Source organism: Enterococcus sp. DIV0802b, from assembly GCF_050543535.1.
Taxonomy (GTDB): domain Bacteria; phylum Bacillota; class Bacilli; order Lactobacillales; family Enterococcaceae; genus Enterococcus_D; species Enterococcus_D entomosocium.
In genome coordinates this window covers 2,646,456-2,671,236 of the sequence record NZ_CP172941.1, presented here as the reverse complement: position 1 = coordinate 2,671,236, position 24,781 = coordinate 2,646,456, and the positions used below count along the sequence as shown (strand labels likewise).

Sequence of the window (24,781 nt, the reverse complement as noted above, 5' to 3'; positions counted from 1 at the left end):
ATGGAAATAAAAGAAGAAAACAAGCGTTTTGCTTTATATGATGGAGAAACAGAAATTGGTGAGATTACATGGCAAGAAACACCAGATGATGTACTTGAAGTTGATCACACCTTCGTCAACCCTGATTATCGTGGACAGCAATTGGCGCAAAAATTGCTCAAAGCAGTTGTTGAAAAAGCACGACGGGAAGAGAAAAAAATTATGCCTGTCTGCTCCTTTGCGGTCAAAGAGTTCAAAGAAAAACCAGAATATGATGACGTACTCGTTCGCTGATTTGAACGAAAGCGATCTATGAGAAAAAGGCTGTCAGAAAGGACAGTCTTTTTTTTAAACCGTCACGCAACGAGCAATGACAAAAAGGGAGTAGTAATTTCTAGCGGAAAATGCTAAAATAGAAAGGACGACTTTAGCAAGCAAGGAGGAGCTAACGTGTATAATATCTTATTAACTGCTGTAATTGTTATTTCGATTTTAATGGTCATTACGATCATGATGCAGCCTAGCAAGCAAAATAGTGCAGCTAGTGCCTTTACTGGCGGTGCGGATCAATTGTTTGGTAAGCAAAAAGCCCGTGGATTTGAAGCAGTGATGCAGCGCTCAACGGCCATTTTAGGGTTTGTTTGGATGGTCTTGCTCTTTATTTTGGCTTTTCTTTCATCAAACTAATCATTTTGCTAGCGAACCTCTCGTAAAGAGAGGTTTTTTTCTTTTTAAGGGGAAGATTTTGATCGCATTTGTCGAAGTATTCTTCTTAACTATGGTAGAATTGGACGTGAGGTGAAAGGAAACATGAAAACATTTAATCAACCAAAACCGGTTTTTGCTGAACACGGCAAGCGAGCAGTCATTTTGTTCCATGCCTATTCAGGTAGTCCTAACGATGTGCGTATGCTTTGTCGTTCGTTAGAACAAAAAGACTACACGGTTTATACTCCGATGTTTACTGGACATGGTACGCCCAATCCAGATGATATCTTAAATCAAGGGATGGCTGTTTGGCAGCAGGATGCTGCAGATGCAGTTACTTATGTAAGAGAAAAAGGCTATGAAGAAGTTGCCGTTCTTGGACTTTCGATGGGCGGGATTTTAGCGATGGATCGTTTGACACAAGATCCAACATTGATGGGGGGCGGACTGTTTTGTTCGCCATTATTTGAAACCAAGAATGAAGTGCCAGTCAATTTTGAAAAGTATGCTGAAATGGTCATACCCTATGCTGATTTAGACGAGGCGACCCAAAAAGAAATATTGGCAGAAGTCCCTTGTAAGGTCAGAGAGCAACTGCAAGGAATCGAAACAGTCGGACAAACCACAGCTGGGCATTTAGGGAAAATCGAGCGCCCAGTCTTTCTATCACAAGCAGGAAAGGATCAAATGATCGATCCACAGACGGTTTTCAAAACAGCAGGGGCACTGTCCCATGTTCCCTATACGCTTCAATGGTATCCCGAAAGCGGTCATGTGGTGACCGTTGGACCAGAACGGAAAAAATTAGAGCAGGATGTGTTTGCTTTCTTAGAAACACTTGCTTGGAAAGAGTGAGTTATGACAGAAACGATTAAAACAAAAATCATTCAGTTTCTCGAAGAAAGCCGCAAAAAAAGTTTTTCAATGGAAGAAATTGCTGAAGGTCTAGGACTTCAAAAAAGTACAGACTTTAAGAATCTTGTTCAGACAGTAGCGGCGATGGAACGAGAAGGCAGCGTGATTTTTAACAAAAAAGGCAAAGTGAAATTACCCATGAAACGAGTGTTTGTGGAAGGAACCTTCCGTGCCAACGAGCGGGGCTTCGGCTTTGTCACTTTGGATGAAGAAGAAGACGATATTTATATCCCTAAAGAAGCAACAGGCTATGCCATGGACGGCGATACCGTTGCTGTGGACATCGTGCACGTTGCGGATCCTTTCTCAGATCGTGGTGCAGAGGGGAAAGTCGTTGAGATCAAACAACGGGCCATCAGTCAGTTGGTCGGCGAGTTTACATTATTTGATGAAAAAGAGATCGAAGAGTCGGATCTATATGGCGTTGTTCAGCCTAAAGATAAAAAACTAAGTGAATTAAAGGTGTTTATTGGTGCTCAAGGGATTCGACCTGTAGATGGGAGCATTGTGATCGTTGAAATCAGCCATTACCCAGAAAAAGGTTATTCGAAAAGCTTAGAGGGGTTGATCACGAAAGTTGTAGGACATAAAAACGATCCTGGAATGGATATATTATCGATCGTCGTGGCGAACGGGATTCCAACAAAATTTGAGGAAGAAACCTTAGCAGCGGCAGACGCAGTACCAGATACGATCGATCCTGCCGACTTTCCGGAACGGCGGGATTTGCGAGATCAACAGATTGTAACAATCGATGGAGCGGATGCCAAAGATTTGGATGATGCGGTGACCGTAAAAGCATTGCCTGACGGTAGCTTCTATTTGGGCGTGCATATCGCCGATGTTTCTTATTATGTGACCGAAAACAGCGCATTGGATAAAGAAGCGTTTGATCGGGGAACGAGTGTCTATCTTACGGATCGTGTGATTCCGATGATCCCACAGCGTTTATCAAACGGGATCTGTTCGTTGAATCCGAATGTCCCAAGGTTGACTATGAGCTGTGAAATGTGGATCAACCAAGAGGGGATCGTCACAGATTACAATATTTTCCAAAGTATTATTCAAACAAGTGCCCGTATGACGTATCAAGCAGTCAATCAAATCATTGAAGACAATGATCCAGAAACCACCAAAGAATATGCGGAATTAGTACCGATGTTCCATGATATGGCCGCCTTGCATCACGTGTTAGAAGCGATGCGCATCAAACGTGGGGCAGTTTCTTTTGAAGACCGAGAAGCAAAAGTCTTGGTCGATGGAGAAGGACACCCGCAAGAAATCGTTCTACGAGCACGGGGCGTCGGCGAACGATTGATCGAATCCTTCATGTTGGCAGCCAATGAAACCGTGGCGCGTCATTTCAATCAGAAGCATTTACCATTTATTTACCGGATCCATGAGGAACCAAAAGAAGAGAAAATGCGCCGCTTCTTTGATTTTGCATCTGCTTTAGGGATCGTAGTCAAGCAGACCAATGGCTCGATCTCACCAAAACAATTGCAAAAAGTTGTTGAAGATGTCGCAGATAAGCCAGAGGCAATGGTTGTCAATACGATGCTGCTAAGAAGTATGCAACAAGCGAAGTATTCTGAAGAAAACGTCGGTCACTATGGTTTGGCAGCGGAAGATTATACCCACTTCACGTCACCGATCCGTCGTTATCCCGACTTGATCGTGCATCGTTTGATTCGATCTTACAGTGAAGATGTCTCAGAAGCCAACCAAAACAAATGGGCTGAAATCTTGCCGGACATCGCGCTGCACAGCTCCCAAATGGAACGACGAGCAGTCGATGCAGAAAGAGAAGTCGATGCGCTTAAAAAAGCTGAGTATATGGCCGATAAAGTAGGAGAAGAGTTTGACGGTATCATCAGTTCCGTCGTTAAGTTTGGCTTGTTTATTGAATTGCCTAACACGATTGAAGGGTTGATCCATATCAATAATCTGAAGCAAGATTACTTCCATTATTTGGAAAACCATCTGGCACTTGTGGGTGAACGGACAGGCCTGACCTTTAAAATTGGTCAGAAAGTTCGCATCAAAGTCGTAAAGGCTGATCCAGAAACAAGAGAGATCGATTTCGAACTGGTAGCAGCAGAAGAAGTTGAAAAACTGCAAGCACCAAAAGCCAACAAACGTAACAACAATCAAAAAAATGAAGCTAGCCGCCGTGGAAAAAAACAACGAAACCCTGAGAAAAACCAAGGGAAACGCTTTGAGCAATCAGGTAAAGGCAAGCCGAAAAAAGCTGGCAAAGTGAAAAAGAAAAAACCTTTTTACAAAGGAATCAAGAAAAAATAATTGGAGGGATGGCCCGTGCCTAAAGGAGAAGGGAAATTAATCGCCCAAAACAAAAAGGCCCGCCATGATTACACGATCCTCGATACGATCGAAGCGGGGATCGTCTTACAGGGAACAGAGATCAAAGCGATCCGTAACAGCCGGATCAATTTGAAAGACGGCTTTGTACGCATTCGTAACGGTGAGGCATTCTTAGTCAATGTGCATATCAGTCCTTACGAGCAAGGAAACATTTTTAATCACGATCCATTGCGGACGAGAAAACTGTTGCTACACAAAAAGCAGATCGCTCGTCTGATTGGCGAAACAAAAAATACCGGTATGACGATTGTGCCATTAAAGGTGTATATCAAGGATGGTTATGCCAAAGTTTTGATTGGTTTAGCGAAAGGAAAACGCGAATATGACAAGCGGGAATCCTTGAAACGCAAAGATCAAGAAAGACAAATTGACCGAGTTCTTAGAAATTTCTAATTTTCTAAGAACTTCTTTTAGAATCCGATAGAGGTTATTGCTTTGAAAATCACGCTAAATTTGGTAGCATTTAAGGGAAAGCTGTTGATATAACAGGCTTTTTCTTCCACATAGCGACACGAGGATTTTTCAATTAATTTAGGATTTTTGGCATTGTGAGTTTTTTGTCTAATTTTCTTGAAAATGCTTTGAAATTTTCCATTCGTGGTGGTATGATACCGATTGTTATGAGAGGAAACGCATTGTAACACCAGATTTTTTCTGGAGATGACAGGAAAAGAGGTGAGAAAGATTGGAAGATAAATCGCTTATGTTTCATATCGGTCCTATATGGTTTGATGGAACTGTAGCTATGATGACAATCATTTCTTGTATTATTGTTTTTTTGGTGGTCTTTATTTGTACACGTAACCTGCAAATGAAACCGAAAGGGAAGCAGAACTTCATTGAATGGGTCATTGACTTTGTTCGTGGCATCGTGGCGGACAATCTACCAGGATCTCAAGTGAACAACTTTCATTTGCTCGGTGTAACAATGTTTCTTTTTGTGTTTGTGGCAAATGAGATCGGCTTAGTCACAAAAATCGTGACGACAGATGACATTACCTTATGGAAAAGTCCGACAGCAGACCCGTTTGTTACATTGACACTTGCACTTATGGTTATTTCCTTGACACATTTCTTTGGGATCAAGTCGTTGGGCTTCAAAAATTACTTGATCAATTCGTATCTGAAACCGGTGGGCTTTTTATTGCCGCTAAAAATCATCGAAGAATTTACGAATGTCATCACGTTAGGCTTGCGTTTATATGGAAATATATTCGCTGGTGAAGTGTTATTAGGATTGATTGCCAACATGTTTATTAGTCTTGGTTGGTGGTCATTGCCGATCGTGATGCCGCTAGAAATGATCTGGATTGGCTTCTCGCTCTTTATTGGAGCGATCCAAGCTTATGTATTTGTTACATTGACCATGGTATTTATGAGCCACAAAATCGTGGCAGAACATTAATCGAATCGACATACAATTAGGAGGAAAAAAGAATGAACTTTATTGGAGCAGGATTAGCAATTATCGGAGCAGCAATTGGTGCAGGGTATGGTAACGGACAAGTAATCGCAAAAACGATCGAATCAATGGCACGCCAACCTGAAATGTCAGGTCAACTACGTTCAACAATGTTTATCGGGGTAGCGTTAGTCGAAGCTGTACCGATTCTAGGGGTAGTTATCGCGCTGTTATTAGTCTTCCGATAAGACAAGCACGAAAAGGCAGAAACGAACAATTGCACTCGTTTTTGCTTTTTTCTAATGAAACAATGACTTTCAGAAAGGAAGAATCGTTATGCTAAATCAGTTGGTTATAGCGGAAGTTCAAAATCCAATGCTTGGCAATATTATCGTTGTCAGCGGATCAATTCTTCTTTTGCTATTCTTATTGAAACATTTTGCATGGGATGCCATCAGCAGCATGATGCAAAAACGGGAAGATAAAATCGCCAATGATTTGGATTCAGCGGAACAATCACGCTTGAATGCAGCAAAATTAGAAAAAGAACGCCAAGAAAAATTGGCACGTTCTCATTCTGAAGCTGCGGAGATCATCAAGAGCGCCAAAGATAGCGGGGAATTGAGTCGACAAAATATTTTGAGCGAGACCAAAGAAGAAGTGGCTCGTTTGAAAGAAAAAGCAAACTCAGATATCACCCTTGAAAAAGAAACTGCGTTAAAAGAAGTGAAAGATGATGTTGCAGAACTTTCGCTTCAAATCGCAGAAAAAATCTTAGGCCGCGAATTGACTCCCGAAAATCATGAATCCCTAATCAATCAATATATCGAAGGATTGGGTTCAGTTAATGAAACTCGATAAATTCACAGTGGGAAAACGTTATGGAAAAGCGTTGTTCGAATTGGCGATGGAAGAACAGCGCTTGACAGAAGTTTACCAAGAATTATTGACCTTGCGTCAGATTTATCAGGAAATTCCAACATTCGGCCAAATCGTGACCGATAACCGTTTGGATCTTCATGAGAAAAGACAATTAGTCGATCAATTGCTGAAGGGCTTTGAAGGTTTAGTCAGAAATTTCTTGGAGATCGTTTACGAATATGATCGCATGGATGATTTATTGCTGATCATTGATGAATACGAACGTCGTTACGATGAATATCAAGGTCTTGTTCTCGGAACGATCACAACGGCTGTTGCTTTGTCAGCAGAACAAAAAAGCAAAATCGAAAAGCAAATCGCCGATAAGCTTGGGTACAAGCAGGCACAATTGAAAGAAACGATCGATCCAACGATTTTAGGCGGTGTCATCGTTGAAGCAAATCATCAAGTGATCGACGGTAGTATTAAGAGCCAACTGGATTATCTGCGACAAAAAATCGGCAGATAAACAAGAGATAAGAGGTGAATCGGATGGCCATCAAAGCAGAAGAAATTAGTGCCTTGATCAAAGAGCAAATTAAAAATTATCAGAACGAACTTTCTGTAGAAGAAATCGGTACTGTCACATATGTTGGGGACGGGATCGCCCGCGCCCACGGTTTAGAAAATGCCATGAGTGGAGAACTGCTTGAGTTTTCAAACGGTTCTTATGGGATGGCACAAAACTTAGAGTCAAACGATGTCGGAATCATCATCCTAGGTGATTTTGAAACCATTCGTGAAGGGGACAAAGTAAAACGAACTGGTAAAATCATGGAAGTTCCTGTCGGCGATGCATTAATTGGCCGGGTAGTAAATCCATTAGGGCAACCAATCGATGGTTTAGGTCCGATCGAAACAGATAAATCACGCCCAGTCGAAGCAGCTGCACCAGGTGTTATGCAACGGAAATCCGTTTCGGAACCAATGCAAACAGGGTTGAAAGCTATTGATGCTTTAGTACCAATCGGTCGTGGCCAACGGGAATTAGTCATCGGTGACCGGAAAACCGGAAAAACAACGATCGCTATTGATGCGATCATCAACCAAAAAGGGCAAGACATGATCTGTATTTATGTCGCAATTGGCCAAAAAGATTCAACTGTTCGTGCACAAGTGGAAACATTGCGTCGTTACGGTGCGCTTGATTACACGATCGTGGTCTCAGCAGGTGCTTCACAACCAGCACCACTGCTTTATATCGCACCTTATGCGGGGGCTGCGATGGGGGAAGAATTCATGTATAACGGCAAACATGTTTTGATCGTCTTCGATGACTTATCAAAACAAGCGGTCGCTTATCGTGAACTTTCTCTACTTCTACGTCGTCCGCCAGGTCGTGAAGCATACCCAGGGGATGTCTTCTACTTGCATTCTCGTTTATTGGAACGTGCAGCGAAATTAAGTGATGAACTAGGTGGTGGATCGATGACGGCATTGCCGTTTGTTGAAACACAAGCAGGGGATATTTCAGCCTATATCCCAACCAACGTGATTTCTATCACAGATGGACAAATTTTCTTAGAAAACGACCTTTTCTATTCTGGTGTTCGTCCTGCCGTAGCGGCTGGATTATCCGTTTCACGGGTTGGGGGGTCTGCGCAGATCAAAGCAATGAAAAAAGTTGCCGGTACCTTGCGTTTGGACTTGGCTAGCTATCGCGAACTAGAGGCCTTTACGCAGTTTGGGTCTGATCTAGATGCTGCAACACAAGCCAAATTAAACCGCGGTCGTCGAACCGTTGAAATCTTGAAGCAAAAACTGCATGAACCACTGGCAGTAGAAAAACAAGTCGTGATTCTTTATGCCTTGACGCATGGATTCATTGATAGTGTACCAGTCAATAAACTATTGGACTTTGAAGCAGAATTATTTGAATATATCGAAGCAAATGCAGCGACGATTTTTGAAACCATTCGGACAACGAAAGACTTGCCAGAAGAAAGCTTGTTAGATGACACCATTAAAGCATTCAAAGATATTTTCATGGCATCCAACGGTTCTCGGGTGACACCCCAAGATAAAATATCGACAATGCAAAACGCATAAAAAGAGGTGAGAGAAAATGGCTGCTTCATTAAATGAAATTAAGCAACGAATTGCCTCAACAAAAAAAACCAGCCAAATCACAAAGGCCATGCAAATGGTTTCAGCTGCAAAATTAACAAAATCTGAAGCTCATTCGAAACAGTTTCAAGTGTATGCCAACAAAGTACGTGAAATCGTTACGCATTTAACTGCGCAGCAGCTTTCCGATCTTGCAGGTTCTGGTCCTAAAGATGGTGTGAACTATAACAGTATGTTGGTTAGTCGTCCGGTCAAACGCACAGGCTACATCGTCATCACTTCTGATGGCGGTCTAGTAGGCGGCTACAATAGTTCCATCTTGAAGCAAATGATGACCATGCTGGATGAAGACCATGCAAAAGAAGAAGAGTATGTCATGATTGCCATTGGTGCAACTGGCGCTGACTTTTTCAAAGCACGGGGCATCAATTTGGCGTACGAGCTAAGAAACCTTTCGGATCAACCAAGCTTTGACGAGGTGCGTAAAATCGTAACATTGGCGACAACGATGTACCAAAACGAAGTCTTCGATGAATTATATGTGTGTTATAACCATCACATCAACTCATTGACTAGCCAATTTCGTGTGGAGAAAATGTTGCCGATTTCCGATCTAGATCCTGAAGAAGCCGAAAGTTATGAACAAGAATACTTGTTTGAACCTTCCAGAGAAGCAATTTTGAATCAATTACTGCCTCAATACGCTGAAAGCTTGATTTATGGTGCGATTGTTGACGCAAAAACAGCCGAGCATGCTGCCGGAATGACAGCGATGAAAACAGCAACAGATAATGCCAAAAATATTATTGGGGACTTGACGATCTCTTATAACCGAGCGCGCCAAGGAGCGATCACCCAAGAAATTACTGAAATTGTGGCGGGGGCATCCGCGTTAGAATAGTTTCAAGAACGAATGGAGGAATACGAATGAGTTCAGGCAAGATTGTTCAAGTCATTGGTCCCGTTGTTGACGTGGAATTCTCTCTAGACCAATCATTACCAGATATCAACAATGCGTTGATTGTTTACAAAAAAGATGAGCAGAAAACAAAAGTTGTGTTAGAAGCTGCCTTAGAACTTGGCGACGGCGTTATCCGTACGATTGCCATGGAATCAACAGATGGCTTACAACGAGGAATGGAAGTAATCGATACAGGCGCCTCCATTTCTGTTCCAGTTGGGACAGAAACCTTAGGACGGGTGTTTAATGTCTTAGGGGACACCATCGATTTAGAAGCACCGTTTCCTGAAGAAGCACCCCGCAGTGGGATCCACAAAAAAGCTCCTGACTTTGATGAATTGTCAACAAGTACTGAGATCCTTGAGACTGGGATCAAAGTTATCGACTTATTAGCCCCTTATTTAAAAGGGGGGAAAGTTGGTCTTTTCGGTGGTGCCGGTGTTGGTAAAACTGTCTTGATCCAAGAACTGATCCACAACATTGCCCAAGAGCATGGGGGGATCTCTGTCTTCACAGGTGTTGGTGAACGGACACGTGAAGGAAACGACCTTTATAATGAAATGAAAGAATCTGGCGTTATCGAAAAAACAGCCATGGTGTTTGGACAAATGAACGAACCACCAGGTGCCCGGATGCGGGTTGCCTTGACTGGGTTGACCTTAGCGGAGTACTTCCGCGATGTAGAAGGACAAGACGTGCTCTTGTTTATCGATAATATCTTCCGATTTACTCAAGCTGGTTCTGAAGTATCTGCCTTACTAGGTCGGATGCCTTCTGCCGTTGGATATCAACCGACACTAGCAACCGAAATGGGACAATTGCAAGAACGGATCACTTCAACAAAAAAAGGATCGGTTACTTCTATTCAAGCAATCTATGTTCCTGCCGATGACTACACGGACCCGGCACCAGCGACTGCTTTTGCCCATTTGGATGCAACAACCAACTTGGAACGTAAATTGACTGAACAAGGGATCTATCCAGCTGTTGATCCGCTAGCTTCTTCTTCTAGTGCGTTAGCACCTGAAATCGTTGGTGAAAAACACTATGAAGTAGCGACTGAAGTACAGCATGCGTTGCAACGTTATCGCGAACTACAAGACATCATCGCTATCTTAGGGATGGATGAGTTGTCTGATGAAGAAAAAACGTTAGTGGCTCGTGCGCGTCGGATCCAATTCTTCTTGTCGCAAAACTTCCACGTAGCGGAACAGTTTACTGGACAACCTGGTTCTTATGTACCAGTTGAAGAAACGATCAAAGGCTTTGCTGAGATTCTTGAAGGAAAATATGATGATCTTCCAGAAGAAGCCTTCCGTAGTGTAGGACGAATTGAAGACGTCATTGAAAAAGCGAAAAAAATTGGCTATTAATTAACCAGCCTTGAAGAAAGAGGGGAACCTCATGGATCAATTTTTAACAGTCAATGTGGTGACACCTGCTGGTTTGGTTTACGATCATCACGCGAAAATCGTGGTTGCACGTACGACAGATGGTGAGATCGGTATTTTGCCGCATCATGCCCCAATCATCGTTCCTTTGACGATTGATGAAGTCCGGGTCAAACGGATCGATTCAGATACTCACGTCGACTGGGTCGCCGTTAATGGCGGTATCCTTGAAGTGCGGGACAATGTTGTCTCCATCGTAGCCGATAGTGCGGAACGTGATCGTGATATCGACGTTTCACGGGCAGAAAGAGCAAAACAACGTGCAGAACGTCAAATCGAAGAGGCCAAACAAGTCGAAGATATCGACCAGCTTCGTCGCGCAACGGTTGCTTTGCACCGCGCCATTAATCGAATCAACGTGTCAAAACATTCCTAAAAAAACAAGGGCATCTTGCCTTTGTTTTTTTTATTCGAGAAAACGTTTTAAAAACTTTTTAAAGTCTTTTCATGAAGGTTTCAAGAAAGATTATTTTTTATCTTGACATCTTTGTGGTATGATAGGAATGTTCAATTATGAAAAAGGAGCAGGAAGTATGCAAGTGTATGGAATTGATGCAATCATTCGAATCGTGAGTCATTTAGCGTTCATCTATTTAGCATTTTGGGCATTGCAATCTGTGCGGATCGATGCTTTTTTTAAAGCCTTACGAACGACTCAGATACGAATGGTCATGGTGTTTCTTGCGATTGCATTAGGCTACACCGCCAGTACTTTTTTCCTTGAGTTGATTGCGTTATGTCGTAATTTATTTTTAACAGGTTTTTAAGAATTTCATTAATATATGCAAAAACACCGAATATTATGCTATAATTGGCAAGATTTGTGTGAGTCACTGCATTATTTGGAGGGAACATAAATGGAAGAGATGATCGTTCAAGGTGGTAATCGATTAACTGGAACAGTGAAGATCGAAGGGGCAAAAAATGCTGTTCTACCTATCTTAGCGGCAAGCTTATTAGCGGAAGAAGGAACAACGACATTAACAAATGTACCGATCCTTTCCGATGTATTAACAATGAAAGAAGTGATTCGGCATTTAAATGTCGCAATCGATTTTGAAGAAGAAAACAATACGATGACGATCGATGCATCACAAGAGTTAGCGATCGAAGCACCTTATGAGTATGTAAGCCAAATGCGCGCTTCAATCGTAGTCATGGGGCCTTTGTTAGCCCGTAATGGTCATGCCAAAGTGGCAATGCCTGGCGGCTGTGCAATCGGCAAACGACCAATTGATTTGCATTTGAAGGGATTTCAAGCACTAGGCGCGCAAATCATCCAAAAAGATGGATACATAGAAGCGATCGCCGATGAGTTAAAAGGCAATAGCATTTACTTGGATTTCCCAAGTGTCGGCGCAACGCAAAATATCATGATGGCTGCGGTAAAAGCTAAAGGTATCACCATCATTGAAAACGTCGCTCGTGAACCTGAAATCGTCGATTTAGCAAACATTTTAAACAAAATGGGTGCCAAAGTCTTTGGTGCAGGAACCGAAACGATGCGTATCGAAGGGGTCGATCACCTTCATGCGGTGGAACATTCGATCGTCCAAGACCGTATCGAAGCAGGAACCTTTATGGTTGCAGCAGCGATGACCCAAGGAGACGTCATTATTAAAGATGCGATCTCAGAACACAATCGTCCATTGATCTCAAAATTGATCGAAATGGGCGCAGAAGTGACTGAAGTAGCTGAAGGGATTCGTGTCGTTGGACCTGAACAATTGAAGGCAACAGATGTGAAAACAATGCCTCATCCAGGTTTTCCTACGGACATGCAAGCGCAAATGTCTGCTATTCAACTTTTAGCAGCTGGAACAAGTGTTGTGAATGAAACGGTATTTGAGAACCGTTTCCAGCATTTAGAAGAAATGCGTCGGATGAATGCTCATGTCAAAATCGACGGCAACGTAGCAGTGATCGAAGGCGGCCATGAATTGCAAGGTGCGCTGGTCTATGCAACGGATTTACGTGCAGCAGCAGCGTTAATTTTATTAGGGCTACGTTCAACTGGTCGGACACGTGTCCGCAATCTAAAATATTTGGATCGTGGCTATTACAAATTCCATGAAAAATTGCAGCAATTAGGTGCTTCTGTGGAACGAGTTTCTGAAGCAGTTGAAGAAACCGTACCAGTAAACGCATAGTAGGAGTAGGAGAGAATAAAGTGAAGTTGAACCGTTACATTCTAACTAGCTTGATAAAAATTCTAATCGTCATATTATTAGCTATTTTATTGTTCTTAGCCGGAACGATGATTGGCTATGGGGTGATTGGCGACGGTAGTCCTTTTAAAGTCTTCTCTCCAAGTCTTTGGAATCATATCTTTGAGTTTATGAAGTAACCCCAAACTAGGACTTATGCCTCGTGCTGAGTCCTAGTTTTTTCTATCTATCTTCACTGAATCGTGATCATAAAAAGAAAGGTTGGCAAGAAATGAGTAAACTTTTGATTGGCTTTGTTCGTTTCTATCAACGTTTTATTTCCCCATTATTTCCTCCTAGCTGTCGTTATTATCCGACTTGCTCAGGATACATGATCCAAGCGATCCAAGTCCATGGCGCAGCCAAAGGAGGTTTGATGGGGGTAGCTCGTATCTTACGCTGCCATCCCTTTGTAAAAGGCGGTATAGATTACGTACCCCAGACGTTTACTTTAAAACGAAATACGCAAGACAAAGTCAAACCAACGTACCGTTATCGGAAAAGTTAAAAGGAATCAACAAAAATGTAAAAAAGGAGCCCAAAAGCCATGATTCGTCCAATCGACTCTAATGAAGCGTATCCTTGGGCGTTGCTGCTGGATGCAGATCCTGAAAAAGCAGTCGTAGAAAGCTATCTATATAATAGCCAAACACTTGTTTATGAAGAAGCTGGAGAAATGATTGGTGTGCTAGTTTATCAAAATCAAGGCAACAATTGGGAGATTATGAATGTGGCCGTTTCTCCAGAAAAGCAAGGAATGGGCATTGGTCGTCAATTGCTGCAAGCTGCCGAAGAAGCAATCCTCAGTCAACACCTTGGGGCAAAACGGCCGATTGTAGTGATCAAAACTGGTAGTCTGCCCTCTGCAGCCCTGACTTTGTACCAAACGCAAGGCTATGTTGAAAAAGACCGGATGGATAATTATTTCACCACTCACTATGCTGAACCGATTTTCGAAAATGGGCAGCAGTTGATCGATCAAGTTATTTTGGAAAAGCAGCTCTAATCCCATAGAGACAGTCTATGGCGATTTTAGGCTGTTTTTTTTATTGTTCTCGGAAATCGCTTTCTTCAAGCAGGGACTTACGGTAAAATAGATAGTATCAGAATAATAAAGGATTGAGGGAAAAAAATGGCGATTTTAGTCTTTGATATGGGTGGTTCAGCAGTAAAATATGGCGTCTGGGCACAGGATTCTTTGGTGAGTAAAGGCAAATTTACTACACCAAGCACGTGGCAAGAAATGAAAGCCCAGTTGCAGCAAGTAAGAGCAAGCGTAAACGAAGAGATCGAAGGGGTCGGGATCAGTGCTCCAGGTGCAGTCAATGCCCAAGAACGTCGAATCGACGGTATCAGTGCGATTCCTTATATCCATGGGTTTGACATCTACTCTGAACTCGAAGGAGTGTTTGGGGTACCAGTAACCATCGAAAATGATGCCAATTGCGCTGGGATGGCTGAATTCTATCAAGGAGCGGGCAAAGAGTATCAGCAAGCAGCTTTCGTTGTGATCGGAACAGGCGTTGGCGGTACCCTGTTTCAAAATGGTGAGCTAGTCCGTGGGGCACATTTATACGGCGGTGAATTTGGGTTGATGATTTTGGATCAAGGCAAAACATTTTCGCAACTAGGGACAGCGGTTCAGATGGCTTGGCGTTATTGTGATCGAATTGGTGTAGATCGAACCACAATTACCGGCGAAGAGGTCTTTCAACGTGCAGAAGATGGGGATGCCATTGCGATCGAGGAAGTCAATAAATTTTACCGCTATTTAGCGCAAGGACTATTCAGTATTCAATTTGCTTTTGATCCTGAAGTGATCATTATCGGTGGCGGTGTCAGTGCCAAAAATGGCTTGTTAGAAGAAGTGAATCAACGGTTGAAAAAAATGTTGGCAGATCAAGCTTTAAATGATTTTGTCCCACTGATCAAGCTATGTGACTATCGCAACGATGCCAATCTAGTTGGGGCGGCAGCCAATTTTCAAGCATTGTATCCACGAAATAGCCGCTAACATCTTGATGTAATGTTTTCAAACGTCCTTTTGACAAAAAATGAAGCAATTCGAAACGATCAAAAAGTAAGCAAAGGAAAAAAAACTTTGCTTGCTTTTCTTTTTGTTCAAAAAAATGAAAAGCGATTCCATTATTGATGGAACAGTGTTTTAAAAACACTATTTTTTCCTAGTAAAAAAAATAAATTCTGAATAGGTGAAATATTCTGATAATTCGTTGACATTTTCCAGATTTTTCAGTATATTGGATAACATATTCAGGGGAAGTGAAGGAGAGGAAAATTATGAAAAAGAAATTTGCGTTTTTGTTTGCGAGTTTGTTTTTGTTGACAGCATGTAGCGCTGGACCAACAGGTGGATCAACGGATGGCAGCGGGGCTGCTGAAGGTGGCAATAAACAAGAGGGAGATACCATCAAGATCGGAACCAACTTAGAGTTGTCAGGAGCCGTAGCTGCTTATGGGACGGCTGAAAAAGAAGGAATCGACTTAGCAGTAGAAGAAATCAATGCTGCCGGCGGTATTCTTGGAAAACAAATTGAAATTATTTCGAAAGATAACAAATCAGATAACAATGAAGCTGCAACGGTAGCAGCCAACTTAGCTACAAATGATAAAGTTGTAGCCATCATTGGTCCAGCAACTTCTGGTGCTACGAAAGCGGCTTTGCCTAACGTGACCAGAGCACAAGTACCAATGGTTACACCTTCAGGTACTGACGATGCGATTACTTATACTAGTGGGAAAGTGCAAGAATTTGCCTTCCGTTCTTGTTTCCAAGATAGCTTCCAAGGAACGATCTTAGCGAAATATGCGGCTGAAAATTTGGATGCATCAAAAGCCGTGATCTTGGGAGACAACTCAAGTGATTACGCAATTGGATTGACGGAAGCATTTAAAGAAAGTTACCCAGGCGAAATTGTCTTAGAAGATAACTTTACTGAAGGCGACAAAGATTTCCAAGCAGTTCTTACAAGAATCAAAGATGTCGACTTCGATGTCTTGTTCATTCCAGGCTACTACACAGAAGCTGGTTTGATCATCAAGCAAGCGCGAGAATTAGGAATTGATCAAGCAATCATTGGTGCCGATGGATTCGGTGATGAAAAAATGGTTCAAACAGCTGGTGCAGAAAATGTCAGCAATGTTTACTATACCGGTCACTTCTCTACCAAAGCACCAGCAAACGACAAAGTTGAGCCCTTTGTGGCAGCGTTCAATGAAAAGTATGGCAAAGAACCTTCTGCTTTTAATGCGTTAGCCTATGATGCAGTTTACATGATCAAACAAGCAATCGAAGATCAAAACTCAGCAGATTCATTGGCAATTGCAGCTGGTTTGTCTGAACTGAAAGACTTTGTCGGCGTGACAGGTGAAATCACAATGGATGAAAATCATAACCCTGAGAAATCAGCAGTTGTTTTAGGATTGACTGACGGGAAGGAAACCTCAGCAGACACTGTGGAACCTTAAAAACCTGTAGTTGTTTGGCAGTGAAAACTGGGACAGACCTGATGTGTTTGTCTCAGTTTCTTTTCTCTAATGAGAAGAACCATAATAAATGATATTGGAAGTGAGTATATGGAAATGATGATCCAACAATTGATCAACGGCTTGTTTCTAGGCAGTATCTACGCCTTGTTAGCGTTGGGTTATACGATGGTGTATGGCATCATCAAGCTGATCAACTTCGCCCACGGAGAAGTTTATATGATTGGTAGTTTTATCGGTTACTTTTTGATCAATCAATGGCAATTGGGCTTTTTCCCAGCGTTATTCATTTCGATGATCGCCAGTGCAGCACTTGGGGTAACGATTGAATTTTTAGCCTATCGTCCTTTGAGAAATTCCACGCGAATTTCGGCATTGATTACGGCAATCGGGGTTTCTTATTTTTTGCAAAATGTCATGATTTTTTTCTTTTCTGCCAATGTGCGCCCGTTTCCGCAAGCAATCGAACGAAAAACCTATTCCATCGGGTTTGTTCAAGTAAGTAATGTCCAGTTATTGATTTTGGCTGTTTCGGTTACCTTAATGATTCTCTTGCAATTGATCGTGAAAAAGACCCGTATGGGAAAAGCGATGCGTGCAGTAAGTGTTGATGCAGATGCAGCGCGTTTGATGGGGATCAATGTTAATCGAACGATTTCCTTTACCTTTGCCTTAGGCTCGGCTTTAGCTGCAGCTGGCGGGATGCTGATCGGTTTGTATTATAATTCCATTGATCCATCAATGGGGGTCGTTCCTGGTCTGAAGTCTTTTGTTGCGGCGGTTCTCGGCGGGATCGGGATCATTCCTGGTGCAGCTTTAGGCGGCTTTGTGATCGGTTTAGTGGAGACAGCAGCGACAGCGCTTGGTTTTTCTGATTACAAGGATGCTTTAGTGTATGTCATTTTAATAATTATATTGTTGGTTCGTCCAGCTGGGATCCTCGGCAAAAATATCAAAGAGAAAGTGTAGGTGGCAGAAATGAAAAAGAATTTACGTTACAACTTAATCTGGCTCGCTCTGGCAGCTATTCTTTATTTTGGATTATTTGCAGCCTACAATGGCGGAATGATTAATTTGTTCTCTGATGCGATCATCGTCAATATCGGAATCAATATCATCTTGGCAGTCAGTTTGAATCTAATCATCGGCTTTTCAGGGCAATTCTCCTTAGGACATGCTGGGTTTATGGCAATCGGTGCTTATGCTGGCGCGATCCTGTCGGCAAGCAATCCAACCTTTGGCGGCTTTTTAACTGGTTTACTGGTGGGGATGCTGGTTTCAGGTGCAGTCGCATTAGTGGTTGGGATTCCGACCCTCCGTTTAAAAGGCGACTATCTAGCGATCGCTACCCTAGGTGTGGCAGAGATCATTCGGATCTTGTTGGTGAACCTACGAGGCTTGACCAATGGTCCTGCTGGAATTTTCGGATTGCCCCAATTCAGTAATTGGCAGATCGTCTTTCTCTTTGCCGTTCTATCGATTCTTGTCGTTTCAAACTTTATCCATAGCGGACCAGGCAGAGCGACTTTAGCGATTCGGGAAGATGAGATCGCTGCAGAATCGATGGGGGTCAACACAACGAAATACAAGGTAATTGCGTTTGTGATGGGGGCAGTGATGGCAAGCATTGCTGGTACCCTTTATGCCAGCTATCAGCAGTCGGTTTTCCCACGAGATTACGGTTTTATGAAATCGATCGATGTGTTGATCATCGTCGTTTTTGGAGGGCTTGGGAGTACCACAGGAGCGGTTGTTTCGGCAGTAGTGCTAGGAATCTTAAACATGTACTTGCAAGGCTTCTCTGATTTGCGCATGATCATTTATGCATTGGCTTTGATCATCATCATGATCTTTAAACCAAGCGGACTTTTAGGGACCTGGGAATTCTCCGTAAAAGGACTGTTGGACAAATTTAGAAAAAAGGGGGATGACAACGATGCCTCTATTAGAAGTTAAAAGCTTAACGAAAAACTTCGGTGGTTTAGCTGCTGTTTCTCATGTAGACCTCCATCTAGATACCAATGAGCTGGTCGGGTTGATTGGACCAAACGGTGCCGGCAAGACAACGCTCTTTAACCTCCTGACAGGTGTTTATGAGCCTAGTGAAGGCGAAGTGCTTTTTGAGACCCAAGGTAAGCCAAAACGTTTAAATGGCGTGAAGCCTTATAAAATCGCGGATTTAGGCCTTTCAAGAACCTTCCAAAATATTCGCTTGTTTAAAAACTTGACCGTAATGGATAACGTCTTGATCGCTATGAACAGTAAGCATAAAGAAGGACTACTGACGAGCATCTTGCGTTTGCCAAAGTATTACAAAAACGAAGAATCCATGAAGAAAAAAGCCTTAGAGCTGTTACGGATCTTTGATATGGATGGCAAAAGCCAAACGTTAGCGAAAAATTTGCCTTATGGCGAGCAACGCCGTTTAGAGATCGTACGCGCATTGGCTACAGAGCCAAAAATTTTGTTTCTTGACGAGCCGGCAGCGGGGATGAATCCTCAGGAAACAACAGAACTGACAAAGCTGATCTATAAGATCCAAAAAGATTTTCAATTGACGATCCTCTTGATCGAGCATGATATGAGTTTGGTCATGGAAGTGTGCGAACGGATCTATGTACTGGAATACGGGCAAGTCATCGCCCACGGTGAACCAGAAGAGATCAAAAACAATCCACGGGTAATCGAAGCCTATCTAGGAGGGGAAATCTGATGCTGGAAATTCAAAATTTAAGTGTTCACTACGGCATGATCCAAGCAGTTCATGATGTTTCCTTCCACGTCAATCAAGGAGAGATCGTTTCGCTGATTGGTGCCAATGGTGCCGGAAAAACCACGATTTTACGGACGATTTCTGGATTGATCCGTCCTTCAAAAGGCTCCGTCACTTTTGAAGGAAAGCAAATTGAGAAAGAAGCACCGCAAAAAATCGTCGCAAACGGCTTGTCGCAGGTGCCAGAAGGGCGGCACGTCTTTTCCGGTTTGACGGTTCAAGAAAACTTAGAGATGGGCGCCTTCTTGCGTAAAGACAGTGGTGTCAAAGAAGACTATGAACAAGTTTATCGCAAGTTTCCTGTATTGAAAGAACGCCTCTCGCAAGATGCGTCGACATTATCTGGCGGTGAGCAGCAGATGTTGGCAATGGGGCGGGCATTGATGTCAAAACCGCGCTTGCTTTTGCTGGATGAGCCATCGATGGGCTTGGCGCCAATTTTTATCAAAGAAATTTTTTCCATCATTCAAGAAATCAAGCAGCAAGGAACGACTGTGCTGCTGATCGAACAAAATGCGAAAATGGCTTTATCGATTGCCGATCGCGGCTATGTATTAGAAACCGGGAAAATCGTTTTAGAAGGTACCGGAGAAGAATTACTAGCAAGCGATGAAGTTAGAAAAGCGTATCTAGGAGGTTAAACAATGAGCGTAAGTGATTTTATGACGAAGACGGTCATCACCGTCGATTCACAAACACCGATCTTTGATGCAATAGATGTGATGAAGCAGCACGATATCCATCGTCTACCTGTCGTTGATGATGGCAAATTAGTAGGGTTGATCACAGAAGGAACGATCGCTGAAGCAACTCCCTCAAAAGCGACCAGCTTAAGCGTTTATGAAATGAACTATCTCTTAAATAAAACGACGGTCGCTGATATCATGTTGAAAAAAGTGACCACGATTGAACCGGAAGCTTTATTAGAGGATGCGATTTCGGTGATGCGAAGTGAAAACGTTGGGGTTTTACCAGTCATGGATGATGATGCCTTAGTGGGAATCATTACCAACAATGATATTTTCGATGCCTTTTTGAAAATCACTGGGTACCACGATGGTGGAACACGAGTGTCCATTGAGATCACGGATGACCATGTGGGTGTTTTAGCAGACGTGACGAAACTCCTTGCGGATCATCAGATGAGTATTTTGACGATTGTGGTAAATCGGATGGCACTAAAAACAGTTGTTGAGATCCAAGTAGAATCACGGCAAGTCGCAGCAATCGAGAAAATTTTAAGCGATGCAGGCTATACCGTGACGAGTGCTGTCTTGACGAACCAGAAGTGATCTAAGAAAAAGTAGCTGATCGTAAAGATTGGCTACTTTTTTTATTTCCAGAAGAGATTTTCTTTTTCTTTTGTTGCTTTTCTGTTAAAATAGGAAGGTGCTGTAAAGAAAGAGGTGCAACCATGTCTAAGAAAAATAAAGATATCGAAGTACGTATTGAAGAAACAACAAAAGCCATTCATGGCAAAGACTATACCGTCAATGAATTATTCATCGGAAAAAAACGCATTGGTGAGATTTTAACAACTGGACCAAAAGAATTTCAAAGCTTTTTAGGGGATGAAGATCTAGGTTCGAGCAGAAGCTTAGAAGCTGCCATCGAGATGATTATTCGTCAATGGAATTTACATGAATAATTTCTAGAAAAATTTACTTTTTGCTCTTGCAATTTGTTATCTTTTTCGGTATTATAACTATTGTCAGGTTTGAGAAAAACCTTTTGGAGGAGTAGCGAAGTGGCTAAACGCGACGGACTGTAAATCCGTTCCTTAGGGTTCAGTGGTTCGAATCCACTCTCCTCCACCATTATTGGGGTATAGCCAAGCGGTAAGGCAACGGACTTTGACTCCGTCATGCGTTGGTTCGAATCCAGCTACCCCAGTCAAAGAGATACGTAGAAAAAAACAGCAAGCACTCTTGCTGTTTTTTTGTTATTTAAAAAGAATCGTGTTTTTTATAAGTACTTAAAGAAACAGGAGACTGATATGGAAGAAGCCACTTTCAACAAGCTAGTTTCTACGAAATTGAAAAAAGCAATGGTTGCTTTGGGGCATTTCTATGAAACAGGCATGGAGTGGAACGGAAAATCACAGTCGATTCTTTCACAGAAATTTCTTTCAGAGAATTTAAAATATTTGGGCATTTTTGGTTCTGTTTGGTATACTTAGGCAAATCAGTTCCTTTGAGAGAACCATTTTATAGCATGAGAAACGAGCGATGACAGGAATATTGCCGATTTTCGGAAGTGATAACTTTACTAGATGGGGGCTTAACGAAGATGGGAAATGAAACGACTTGGGAGAACACAGACCGCCTTTATCTGTTGTGTCAACCAATCATGCAGGTAAAATCGCTAAGTCAGCAAGAGGTGAATGGCTATGAAGTCTTGCTACGTAGCGAGAAGAACAACCGATTTCCACAGCAAGAATTCAGCACAATGATTCAAACTGAAAGTGGCAATCAGCAATTGATGAGATGGTATGCCAAGGAATTGCGGCGTCTATGCAAAAAAAAGCCGGAAACCCGCTTTAGTGTCAATATACATCCACAACAGCTGCTGTGGCAGTCTACGTGGTCCTTTTTTGAAACGATGGCTGTTTATAAGGCGCAGTTGCAGATTGAATTGACGGAACACCCCGTACGCATACAGCAAGAGTCATTTGATTTGTCTGTAGCCATTGCAAAAATTAAAGCTTATGGTTATGTGATCGCGGTCGATGATATCGGTTGCGGACAAAATACCCTCTCGTTGGTCTTTGCCAATCTTGCCAGCGTTGATTGTTTGAAATTTTCGTTGTTACCGTTTATTCAGCTTGATGAGGAGATTGGCTTCAGCTTTTTGGCTTGTTGGTTGAAGGTTGCCCAAAAATATCAGCTTGAGCTGATCGTTGAAGGGATCGAGAACCGCGAAAAAATGGTCCAGTTGCTTGAGATGGGGGTGCATTTGCAACAAGGATATTTATGGTCTAAAGGAGAGCGATTGTGATGGAATGTTAGAACGAGGCGTGCTTTTGGCGTTTGGTTTGCCGCTGATGATTGCCAGTTTACTGGTGACCGCAGATGTTTTTGTACGAAGTGTGCAAAAAATATCGGTTTCTCGTCCATTTAAGTATTTTATTATTGGTATTCTGACGTTTACGCATTTGTATTTTATTCTTTCTTTCTCAATGAATTCAGTTGGGTTTATCTGTTATCAATACACAACTGCTTTTATTGCGAGTCATTTTTTCTATGGTGATCGTGGCAAGATCTTGATTTTGATAACGCCGTGTATGGTCGTTTTCTATTTACTGTTTGTCGGTTTTTCTGACATTGGCAAAGCCTTTTATTTACCGCTATTAGGTGTCGGTGTCTTTGTCCTTGATTTTCTCTTATCAAAAATCAAGTCGCTGCGTCCGCAACAGCAATTTTATATGATGTATTTTTTGACCTGCCTGCTCTCACCGCGTTTTTCGATGCTAGTCCATCATACGACGACCTATGACTGGGAAGCGATGTTGGCAGTATTTGTTGGTTCTTTCGTGCTGCTAGGAAGTTTTATGTGGTTGCATCGATTGATTGAGGGGCAAGAATACCAAGTACTGGCAGAGTTAGCGAATAGTAAGATCGATGCGTTGACCGGCTGCTTCAACTATGGGACCTATAACCACGATCTGCTTCAAGCCGTTTCACAGAAAAAGACTGTGACGATCGCCATGATCGATCTCGATCACTTCAAAAAGGTCAACGACCGTTATGGTCATATCGCCGGAAATGAGCTATTGAGAACTTTCGCCTCACGGACGGCCACTTTTTTAGAGGCGCATTTTGCCGAGACCTTTTCCTTTTATCGTTATGGCGGCGAAGAGTTCTGTGTCGTGATCGAAGGGGATGTCAAAGAACAGACCGTAGCTGCGATGACGACACTGTGTCAAACCATTTCTAGTAGTATGTTTCCTGTCGCTAATTTTGAAAAAGGGACGATGTCTTTGTCTTGCGGCGTTGAAGCGAGCACCGTTTGTCATGGGGATATCTTGGCAGCCGTCGAAAGAGCCGATCAAGCACTCTATCTCGCAAAACAAAGTGGTCGAAACCGGGTGTGCACCTTACCTGAGACGTAAAAAAATAATGAAAAAATGATTTGCACAAATTCACAAAGAATTAAATCTTTATGCACAAATTGTTAGTAATAATAAAGAAATAATGTTATTTATTTACAAAATATACATTTTGATTATTTTATTTATCTTGAGAATCTTCGCATATCAACAAAAAGATTGAAACTATGTATAATTTCTGGTAAATTATTCTAAATCAAGAGTGATAAAAACTGTCAATAATTAATAGTGATTCTTACTTGATGCTTTGTCCGCTTTTCCAATGAAATGTTTCTGGAATTGTCCCGTCGAATCAGCAAGTAAGGGTTCTTTTTTTTAGAAAGGAAGCACAGGAAATGGCAAATACGCTGGTTGTCAATACACTCGCAAATTTAGGCGCAATTATCATCAATATTTATTTGTTATTCAAAATCAGTGACGGATTCGTTGGCCAAGGGACGTTCAAAGCGAAACAGATCGCAGCGGCGATTGCTTGTGAAACCGTGGTGGGGATGCTGATGATGAATTTCTCTTATGTCGTATACGAAACGCGATTTGACCTGCGCTTCTTGCTTTACGCTTTTTCCATGAAATATCTGGGGTGGAAGGTGACCGTACCGACGATGGTCAATCTAGCGTTAGGGCGTTTCTTGTTTGAAGTATCAAAATCTTCTTGGCTGAACTTATATCTTACGTTTTTTTTGATGGTGACACTGACATTTCTGCATGCCTGGGCCAAACGGCGATTTACTGACAAACAAGAGTTGTTCCTATCAATAACCTACTTGATCGCTATCTCCTTTCTTTTTGGTTTTTATTTGACGGGTGATATTCAAAAAACGACCCTAATTTATATAGTTTATGGCATTCTCGCCTATACGTTGGCGTTTTTCCTTTATTCGATAGTCAATGATATGCAGCGCATTTTGGCATTGGTCAAAATCGATGATCTTACGCAGTTGAACAACTTTCGTAAATTTCAAGATGACCGCCAACGCCTAGATACGACCGAGGTGGACTTATCGATCGCTTTGATCGATATCGATCATTTCAAAAATTACAATGACCGTTACGGACACCGTGCCGGGGATGTGATTTTGCAAGAAATCGCTCGTATTTTTTCGACCTACTGTACGGCGAGCAATCCGGTCTATCGCATCGGTGGGGAAGAGTTTGCGATCTTGATCCAAGGAGACGCACAGGCTGCTGCTTATCTCCTTGAAAAAATTCAAAAGCGCATCCGTTACCAAGAAATCATCTTGGATGCCGGTGATTCGGTCAGCATCACGTTGTCGATTGGGATCGCACAACGGCAAAGGGGTGAGTTGCTACAACAAACGCAAGAACGTGCGGATCAAGCATTGTATCGAGCCAAACGCAGCGGTCGCGACCAACTCTGTCTTTACTGATGGGGGTGGCTT

30 protein-coding genes and 2 tRNA genes are annotated in these 24,781 nt (G+C 42.4%); all 32 read left to right on the top strand.

Features of this window, described 5'->3' with window-relative positions:
• The 32 genes from IGJ12_RS12520 to IGJ12_RS12365 all read left to right on the top strand — a co-directional run bounded on the left by IGJ12_RS12520 (nt 1) and on the right by IGJ12_RS12365 (nt 24,769).
• Nucleotides 1-273 carry a GNAT family N-acetyltransferase gene (locus IGJ12_RS12520; protein ID WP_005234370.1) on the top strand — a complete coding sequence of 91 codons (273 nt, stop codon included), beginning with the start codon at nt 1-3 and terminating at the stop codon, nt 271-273.
• A gap of 156 nt (nt 274-429) precedes the next feature.
• Nucleotides 430-666 (top strand): preprotein translocase subunit SecG, encoded by a 237-nt coding sequence (secG, locus tag IGJ12_RS12515; RefSeq protein ID WP_005228700.1) that lies wholly within the window; start codon nt 430-432, stop codon nt 664-666.
• Nucleotides 667-789: 123 nt separating this feature from the next.
• The gene (locus IGJ12_RS12510; protein ID WP_087665018.1) at nt 790-1,542 is read left to right on the top strand and encodes an alpha/beta hydrolase; all 753 of its coding nucleotides are present in this window, start codon (nt 790-792) and stop codon (nt 1,540-1,542) included.
• A 3-nt stretch (nt 1,543-1,545) separates the two neighbouring features.
• On the top strand, nt 1,546-3,906 hold the full coding sequence (rnr, locus tag IGJ12_RS12505) for a ribonuclease R (protein WP_005234372.1): 2,361 nt from the start codon (nt 1,546-1,548) through the stop codon (nt 3,904-3,906).
• 15 nt (nt 3,907-3,921) lie between these two features.
• Nucleotides 3,922-4,380 (top strand): SsrA-binding protein SmpB, encoded by a 459-nt coding sequence (gene smpB / locus IGJ12_RS12500; protein ID WP_008380870.1) that lies wholly within the window; start codon nt 3,922-3,924, stop codon nt 4,378-4,380.
• Nucleotides 4,381-4,672: 292 nt separating this feature from the next.
• Entirely contained in the window at nt 4,673-5,392 is a 720-nt protein-coding gene (gene atpB, locus IGJ12_RS12495) for a F0F1 ATP synthase subunit A (RefSeq protein ID WP_008380872.1), read from the top strand.
• Nucleotides 5,393-5,424: 32 nt separating this feature from the next.
• On the top strand, nt 5,425-5,637 hold the full coding sequence (atpE, locus tag IGJ12_RS12490) for an ATP synthase F0 subunit C (protein WP_005228705.1): 213 nt from the start codon (nt 5,425-5,427) through the stop codon (nt 5,635-5,637).
• Between the two features lie 88 nt (nt 5,638-5,725).
• Nucleotides 5,726-6,250 carry a F0F1 ATP synthase subunit B gene (gene atpF, locus IGJ12_RS12485; protein ID WP_005228706.1) on the top strand — a complete coding sequence of 175 codons (525 nt, stop codon included), beginning with the start codon at nt 5,726-5,728 and terminating at the stop codon, nt 6,248-6,250.
• Nucleotides 6,237-6,779: a F0F1 ATP synthase subunit delta gene (locus tag IGJ12_RS12480; RefSeq protein WP_005234375.1), complete on the top strand. Its 543-nt coding sequence runs from the start codon at nt 6,237-6,239 to the stop codon at nt 6,777-6,779. Before atpF ends, IGJ12_RS12480 begins: the two co-directional genes overlap by 14 nt.
• 23 nt (nt 6,780-6,802) lie before the next feature.
• The gene (gene atpA / locus IGJ12_RS12475; RefSeq protein ID WP_008380876.1) at nt 6,803-8,359 is read left to right on the top strand and encodes a F0F1 ATP synthase subunit alpha; all 1,557 of its coding nucleotides are present in this window, start codon (nt 6,803-6,805) and stop codon (nt 8,357-8,359) included.
• Nucleotides 8,360-8,375: 16 nt separating this feature from the next.
• Nucleotides 8,376-9,278 carry a F0F1 ATP synthase subunit gamma gene (locus tag IGJ12_RS12470; RefSeq protein ID WP_005228710.1) on the top strand — a complete coding sequence of 301 codons (903 nt, stop codon included), beginning with the start codon at nt 8,376-8,378 and terminating at the stop codon, nt 9,276-9,278.
• A 26-nt stretch (nt 9,279-9,304) separates the two neighbouring features.
• Entirely contained in the window at nt 9,305-10,711 is a 1,407-nt protein-coding gene (gene atpD / locus IGJ12_RS12465) for a F0F1 ATP synthase subunit beta (protein ID WP_005234377.1), read from the top strand.
• A 31-nt stretch (nt 10,712-10,742) separates the two neighbouring features.
• Complete coding sequence (locus IGJ12_RS12460; RefSeq protein ID WP_005228716.1) at nt 10,743-11,165, top strand: F0F1 ATP synthase subunit epsilon; 423 nt, start codon at nt 10,743-10,745, stop codon at nt 11,163-11,165.
• 157 nt (nt 11,166-11,322) lie between these two features.
• Nucleotides 11,323-11,556 (top strand): DUF1146 family protein, encoded by a 234-nt coding sequence (locus IGJ12_RS12455; RefSeq protein WP_008380880.1) that lies wholly within the window; start codon nt 11,323-11,325, stop codon nt 11,554-11,556.
• 90 nt (nt 11,557-11,646) lie between these two features.
• The gene (gene murA, locus IGJ12_RS12450; protein WP_008380882.1) at nt 11,647-12,939 is read left to right on the top strand and encodes a UDP-N-acetylglucosamine 1-carboxyvinyltransferase; all 1,293 of its coding nucleotides are present in this window, start codon (nt 11,647-11,649) and stop codon (nt 12,937-12,939) included.
• 20 nt (nt 12,940-12,959) lie between these two features.
• On the top strand, nt 12,960-13,136 hold the full coding sequence (locus tag IGJ12_RS12445; RefSeq protein ID WP_005228723.1) for a DNA-directed RNA polymerase subunit beta: 177 nt from the start codon (nt 12,960-12,962) through the stop codon (nt 13,134-13,136).
• A gap of 92 nt (nt 13,137-13,228) precedes the next feature.
• On the top strand, nt 13,229-13,504 hold the full coding sequence (gene yidD, locus IGJ12_RS12440; RefSeq protein ID WP_008380886.1) for a membrane protein insertion efficiency factor YidD: 276 nt from the start codon (nt 13,229-13,231) through the stop codon (nt 13,502-13,504).
• A gap of 39 nt (nt 13,505-13,543) precedes the next feature.
• On the top strand, nt 13,544-14,002 hold the full coding sequence (locus IGJ12_RS12435) for a GNAT family N-acetyltransferase (protein ID WP_016612593.1): 459 nt from the start codon (nt 13,544-13,546) through the stop codon (nt 14,000-14,002).
• 126 nt (nt 14,003-14,128) lie between these two features.
• Nucleotides 14,129-15,010, top strand: a complete 882-nt coding sequence (locus IGJ12_RS12430; protein ID WP_005234383.1) for an ROK family protein — start codon at nt 14,129-14,131, stop codon at nt 15,008-15,010.
• Between the two features lie 284 nt (nt 15,011-15,294).
• Nucleotides 15,295-16,482 (top strand): ABC transporter substrate-binding protein, encoded by a 1,188-nt coding sequence (locus IGJ12_RS12425; protein WP_008380891.1) that lies wholly within the window; start codon nt 15,295-15,297, stop codon nt 16,480-16,482.
• Nucleotides 16,483-16,590: 108 nt separating this feature from the next.
• Nucleotides 16,591-17,469 (top strand): branched-chain amino acid ABC transporter permease, encoded by an 879-nt coding sequence (locus IGJ12_RS12420; protein ID WP_008380893.1) that lies wholly within the window; start codon nt 16,591-16,593, stop codon nt 17,467-17,469.
• A 9-nt stretch (nt 17,470-17,478) separates the two neighbouring features.
• The gene (locus IGJ12_RS12415; protein ID WP_005228744.1) at nt 17,479-18,456 is read left to right on the top strand and encodes a branched-chain amino acid ABC transporter permease; all 978 of its coding nucleotides are present in this window, start codon (nt 17,479-17,481) and stop codon (nt 18,454-18,456) included.
• Nucleotides 18,437-19,213 (top strand): ABC transporter ATP-binding protein, encoded by a 777-nt coding sequence (locus IGJ12_RS12410; RefSeq protein ID WP_008380898.1) that lies wholly within the window; start codon nt 18,437-18,439, stop codon nt 19,211-19,213. The genes IGJ12_RS12415 and IGJ12_RS12410 overlap by 20 nt, the downstream gene beginning before the upstream one ends.
• Entirely contained in the window at nt 19,213-19,914 is a 702-nt protein-coding gene (locus tag IGJ12_RS12405) for an ABC transporter ATP-binding protein (RefSeq protein WP_005234392.1), read from the top strand. Before IGJ12_RS12410 ends, IGJ12_RS12405 begins: the two co-directional genes overlap by 1 nt.
• 3 nt (nt 19,915-19,917) lie before the next feature.
• Nucleotides 19,918-20,565, top strand: coding sequence for a CBS and ACT domain-containing protein (locus IGJ12_RS12400; RefSeq protein WP_005234394.1), 648 nt, complete (start codon nt 19,918-19,920; stop codon nt 20,563-20,565).
• Between the two features lie 122 nt (nt 20,566-20,687).
• Entirely contained in the window at nt 20,688-20,921 is a 234-nt protein-coding gene (locus IGJ12_RS12395) for a DUF2969 domain-containing protein (RefSeq protein WP_005228752.1), read from the top strand.
• 85 nt (nt 20,922-21,006) lie between these two features.
• Nucleotides 21,007-21,090: transfer RNA gene (locus IGJ12_RS12390), tRNA-Tyr, on the top strand.
• A gap of 4 nt (nt 21,091-21,094) precedes the next feature.
• A tRNA-Gln gene (locus IGJ12_RS12385) sits at nt 21,095-21,166 on the top strand.
• A gap of 103 nt (nt 21,167-21,269) precedes the next feature.
• Complete coding sequence (locus IGJ12_RS12380) at nt 21,270-21,452, top strand: hypothetical protein (RefSeq protein ID WP_086297747.1); 183 nt, start codon at nt 21,270-21,272, stop codon at nt 21,450-21,452.
• 110 nt (nt 21,453-21,562) lie between these two features.
• Nucleotides 21,563-22,270 carry an EAL domain-containing protein gene (locus IGJ12_RS12375; RefSeq protein WP_005234399.1) on the top strand — a complete coding sequence of 236 codons (708 nt, stop codon included), beginning with the start codon at nt 21,563-21,565 and terminating at the stop codon, nt 22,268-22,270.
• Between the two features lie 4 nt (nt 22,271-22,274).
• The gene (locus IGJ12_RS12370) at nt 22,275-23,384 is read left to right on the top strand and encodes a GGDEF domain-containing protein (RefSeq protein WP_086297741.1); all 1,110 of its coding nucleotides are present in this window, start codon (nt 22,275-22,277) and stop codon (nt 23,382-23,384) included.
• Nucleotides 23,385-23,716: 332 nt separating this feature from the next.
• Complete coding sequence (locus IGJ12_RS12365) at nt 23,717-24,769, top strand: GGDEF domain-containing protein (RefSeq protein ID WP_005234402.1); 1,053 nt, start codon at nt 23,717-23,719, stop codon at nt 24,767-24,769.
• Nucleotides 24,770-24,781 lie beyond the last annotated feature (12 nt).

Excerpts from the sequence above, each read along its gene's own strand:
- IGJ12_RS12520 (WP_005234370.1), top strand. The coding sequence starts at position 1 with ATGGAAATAAAAGAAGAAAACAAGCGTTTTGCTTTATATGATGGAGAA.
- IGJ12_RS12510 (WP_087665018.1), top strand. The coding sequence starts at position 790 with ATGAAAACATTTAATCAACCAAAACCGGTTTTTGCTGAACACGGCAAG.
- rnr (WP_005234372.1), top strand. The coding sequence starts at position 1,546 with ATGACAGAAACGATTAAAACAAAAATCATTCAGTTTCTCGAAGAAAGC.
- atpE (WP_005228705.1), top strand. The coding sequence starts at position 5,425 with ATGAACTTTATTGGAGCAGGATTAGCAATTATCGGAGCAGCAATTGGT.
- atpF (WP_005228706.1), top strand. The coding sequence starts at position 5,726 with ATGCTAAATCAGTTGGTTATAGCGGAAGTTCAAAATCCAATGCTTGGC.
- IGJ12_RS12480 (WP_005234375.1), top strand. The coding sequence starts at position 6,237 with ATGAAACTCGATAAATTCACAGTGGGAAAACGTTATGGAAAAGCGTTG.
- atpA (WP_008380876.1), top strand. The coding sequence starts at position 6,803 with ATGGCCATCAAAGCAGAAGAAATTAGTGCCTTGATCAAAGAGCAAATT.
- IGJ12_RS12470 (WP_005228710.1), top strand. The coding sequence starts at position 8,376 with ATGGCTGCTTCATTAAATGAAATTAAGCAACGAATTGCCTCAACAAAA.
- atpD (WP_005234377.1), top strand. The coding sequence starts at position 9,305 with ATGAGTTCAGGCAAGATTGTTCAAGTCATTGGTCCCGTTGTTGACGTG.
- IGJ12_RS12460 (WP_005228716.1), top strand. The coding sequence starts at position 10,743 with ATGGATCAATTTTTAACAGTCAATGTGGTGACACCTGCTGGTTTGGTT.
- IGJ12_RS12455 (WP_008380880.1), top strand. The coding sequence starts at position 11,323 with ATGCAAGTGTATGGAATTGATGCAATCATTCGAATCGTGAGTCATTTA.
- murA (WP_008380882.1), top strand. The coding sequence starts at position 11,647 with ATGGAAGAGATGATCGTTCAAGGTGGTAATCGATTAACTGGAACAGTG.
- yidD (WP_008380886.1), top strand. The coding sequence starts at position 13,229 with ATGAGTAAACTTTTGATTGGCTTTGTTCGTTTCTATCAACGTTTTATT.
- IGJ12_RS12435 (WP_016612593.1), top strand. The coding sequence starts at position 13,544 with ATGATTCGTCCAATCGACTCTAATGAAGCGTATCCTTGGGCGTTGCTG.
- IGJ12_RS12430 (WP_005234383.1), top strand. The coding sequence starts at position 14,129 with ATGGCGATTTTAGTCTTTGATATGGGTGGTTCAGCAGTAAAATATGGC.
- IGJ12_RS12425 (WP_008380891.1), top strand. The coding sequence starts at position 15,295 with ATGAAAAAGAAATTTGCGTTTTTGTTTGCGAGTTTGTTTTTGTTGACA.
- IGJ12_RS12420 (WP_008380893.1), top strand. The coding sequence starts at position 16,591 with ATGGAAATGATGATCCAACAATTGATCAACGGCTTGTTTCTAGGCAGT.
- IGJ12_RS12415 (WP_005228744.1), top strand. The coding sequence starts at position 17,479 with ATGAAAAAGAATTTACGTTACAACTTAATCTGGCTCGCTCTGGCAGCT.
- IGJ12_RS12410 (WP_008380898.1), top strand. The coding sequence starts at position 18,437 with ATGCCTCTATTAGAAGTTAAAAGCTTAACGAAAAACTTCGGTGGTTTA.
- IGJ12_RS12405 (WP_005234392.1), top strand. The coding sequence starts at position 19,213 with ATGCTGGAAATTCAAAATTTAAGTGTTCACTACGGCATGATCCAAGCA.
- IGJ12_RS12400 (WP_005234394.1), top strand. The coding sequence starts at position 19,918 with ATGAGCGTAAGTGATTTTATGACGAAGACGGTCATCACCGTCGATTCA.
- IGJ12_RS12395 (WP_005228752.1), top strand. The coding sequence starts at position 20,688 with ATGTCTAAGAAAAATAAAGATATCGAAGTACGTATTGAAGAAACAACA.
- IGJ12_RS12380 (WP_086297747.1), top strand. The coding sequence starts at position 21,270 with ATGGAAGAAGCCACTTTCAACAAGCTAGTTTCTACGAAATTGAAAAAA.
- IGJ12_RS12375 (WP_005234399.1), top strand. The coding sequence starts at position 21,563 with ATGGGAAATGAAACGACTTGGGAGAACACAGACCGCCTTTATCTGTTG.
- IGJ12_RS12370 (WP_086297741.1), top strand. The coding sequence starts at position 22,275 with ATGTTAGAACGAGGCGTGCTTTTGGCGTTTGGTTTGCCGCTGATGATT.
- IGJ12_RS12365 (WP_005234402.1), top strand. The coding sequence starts at position 23,717 with ATGGCAAATACGCTGGTTGTCAATACACTCGCAAATTTAGGCGCAATT.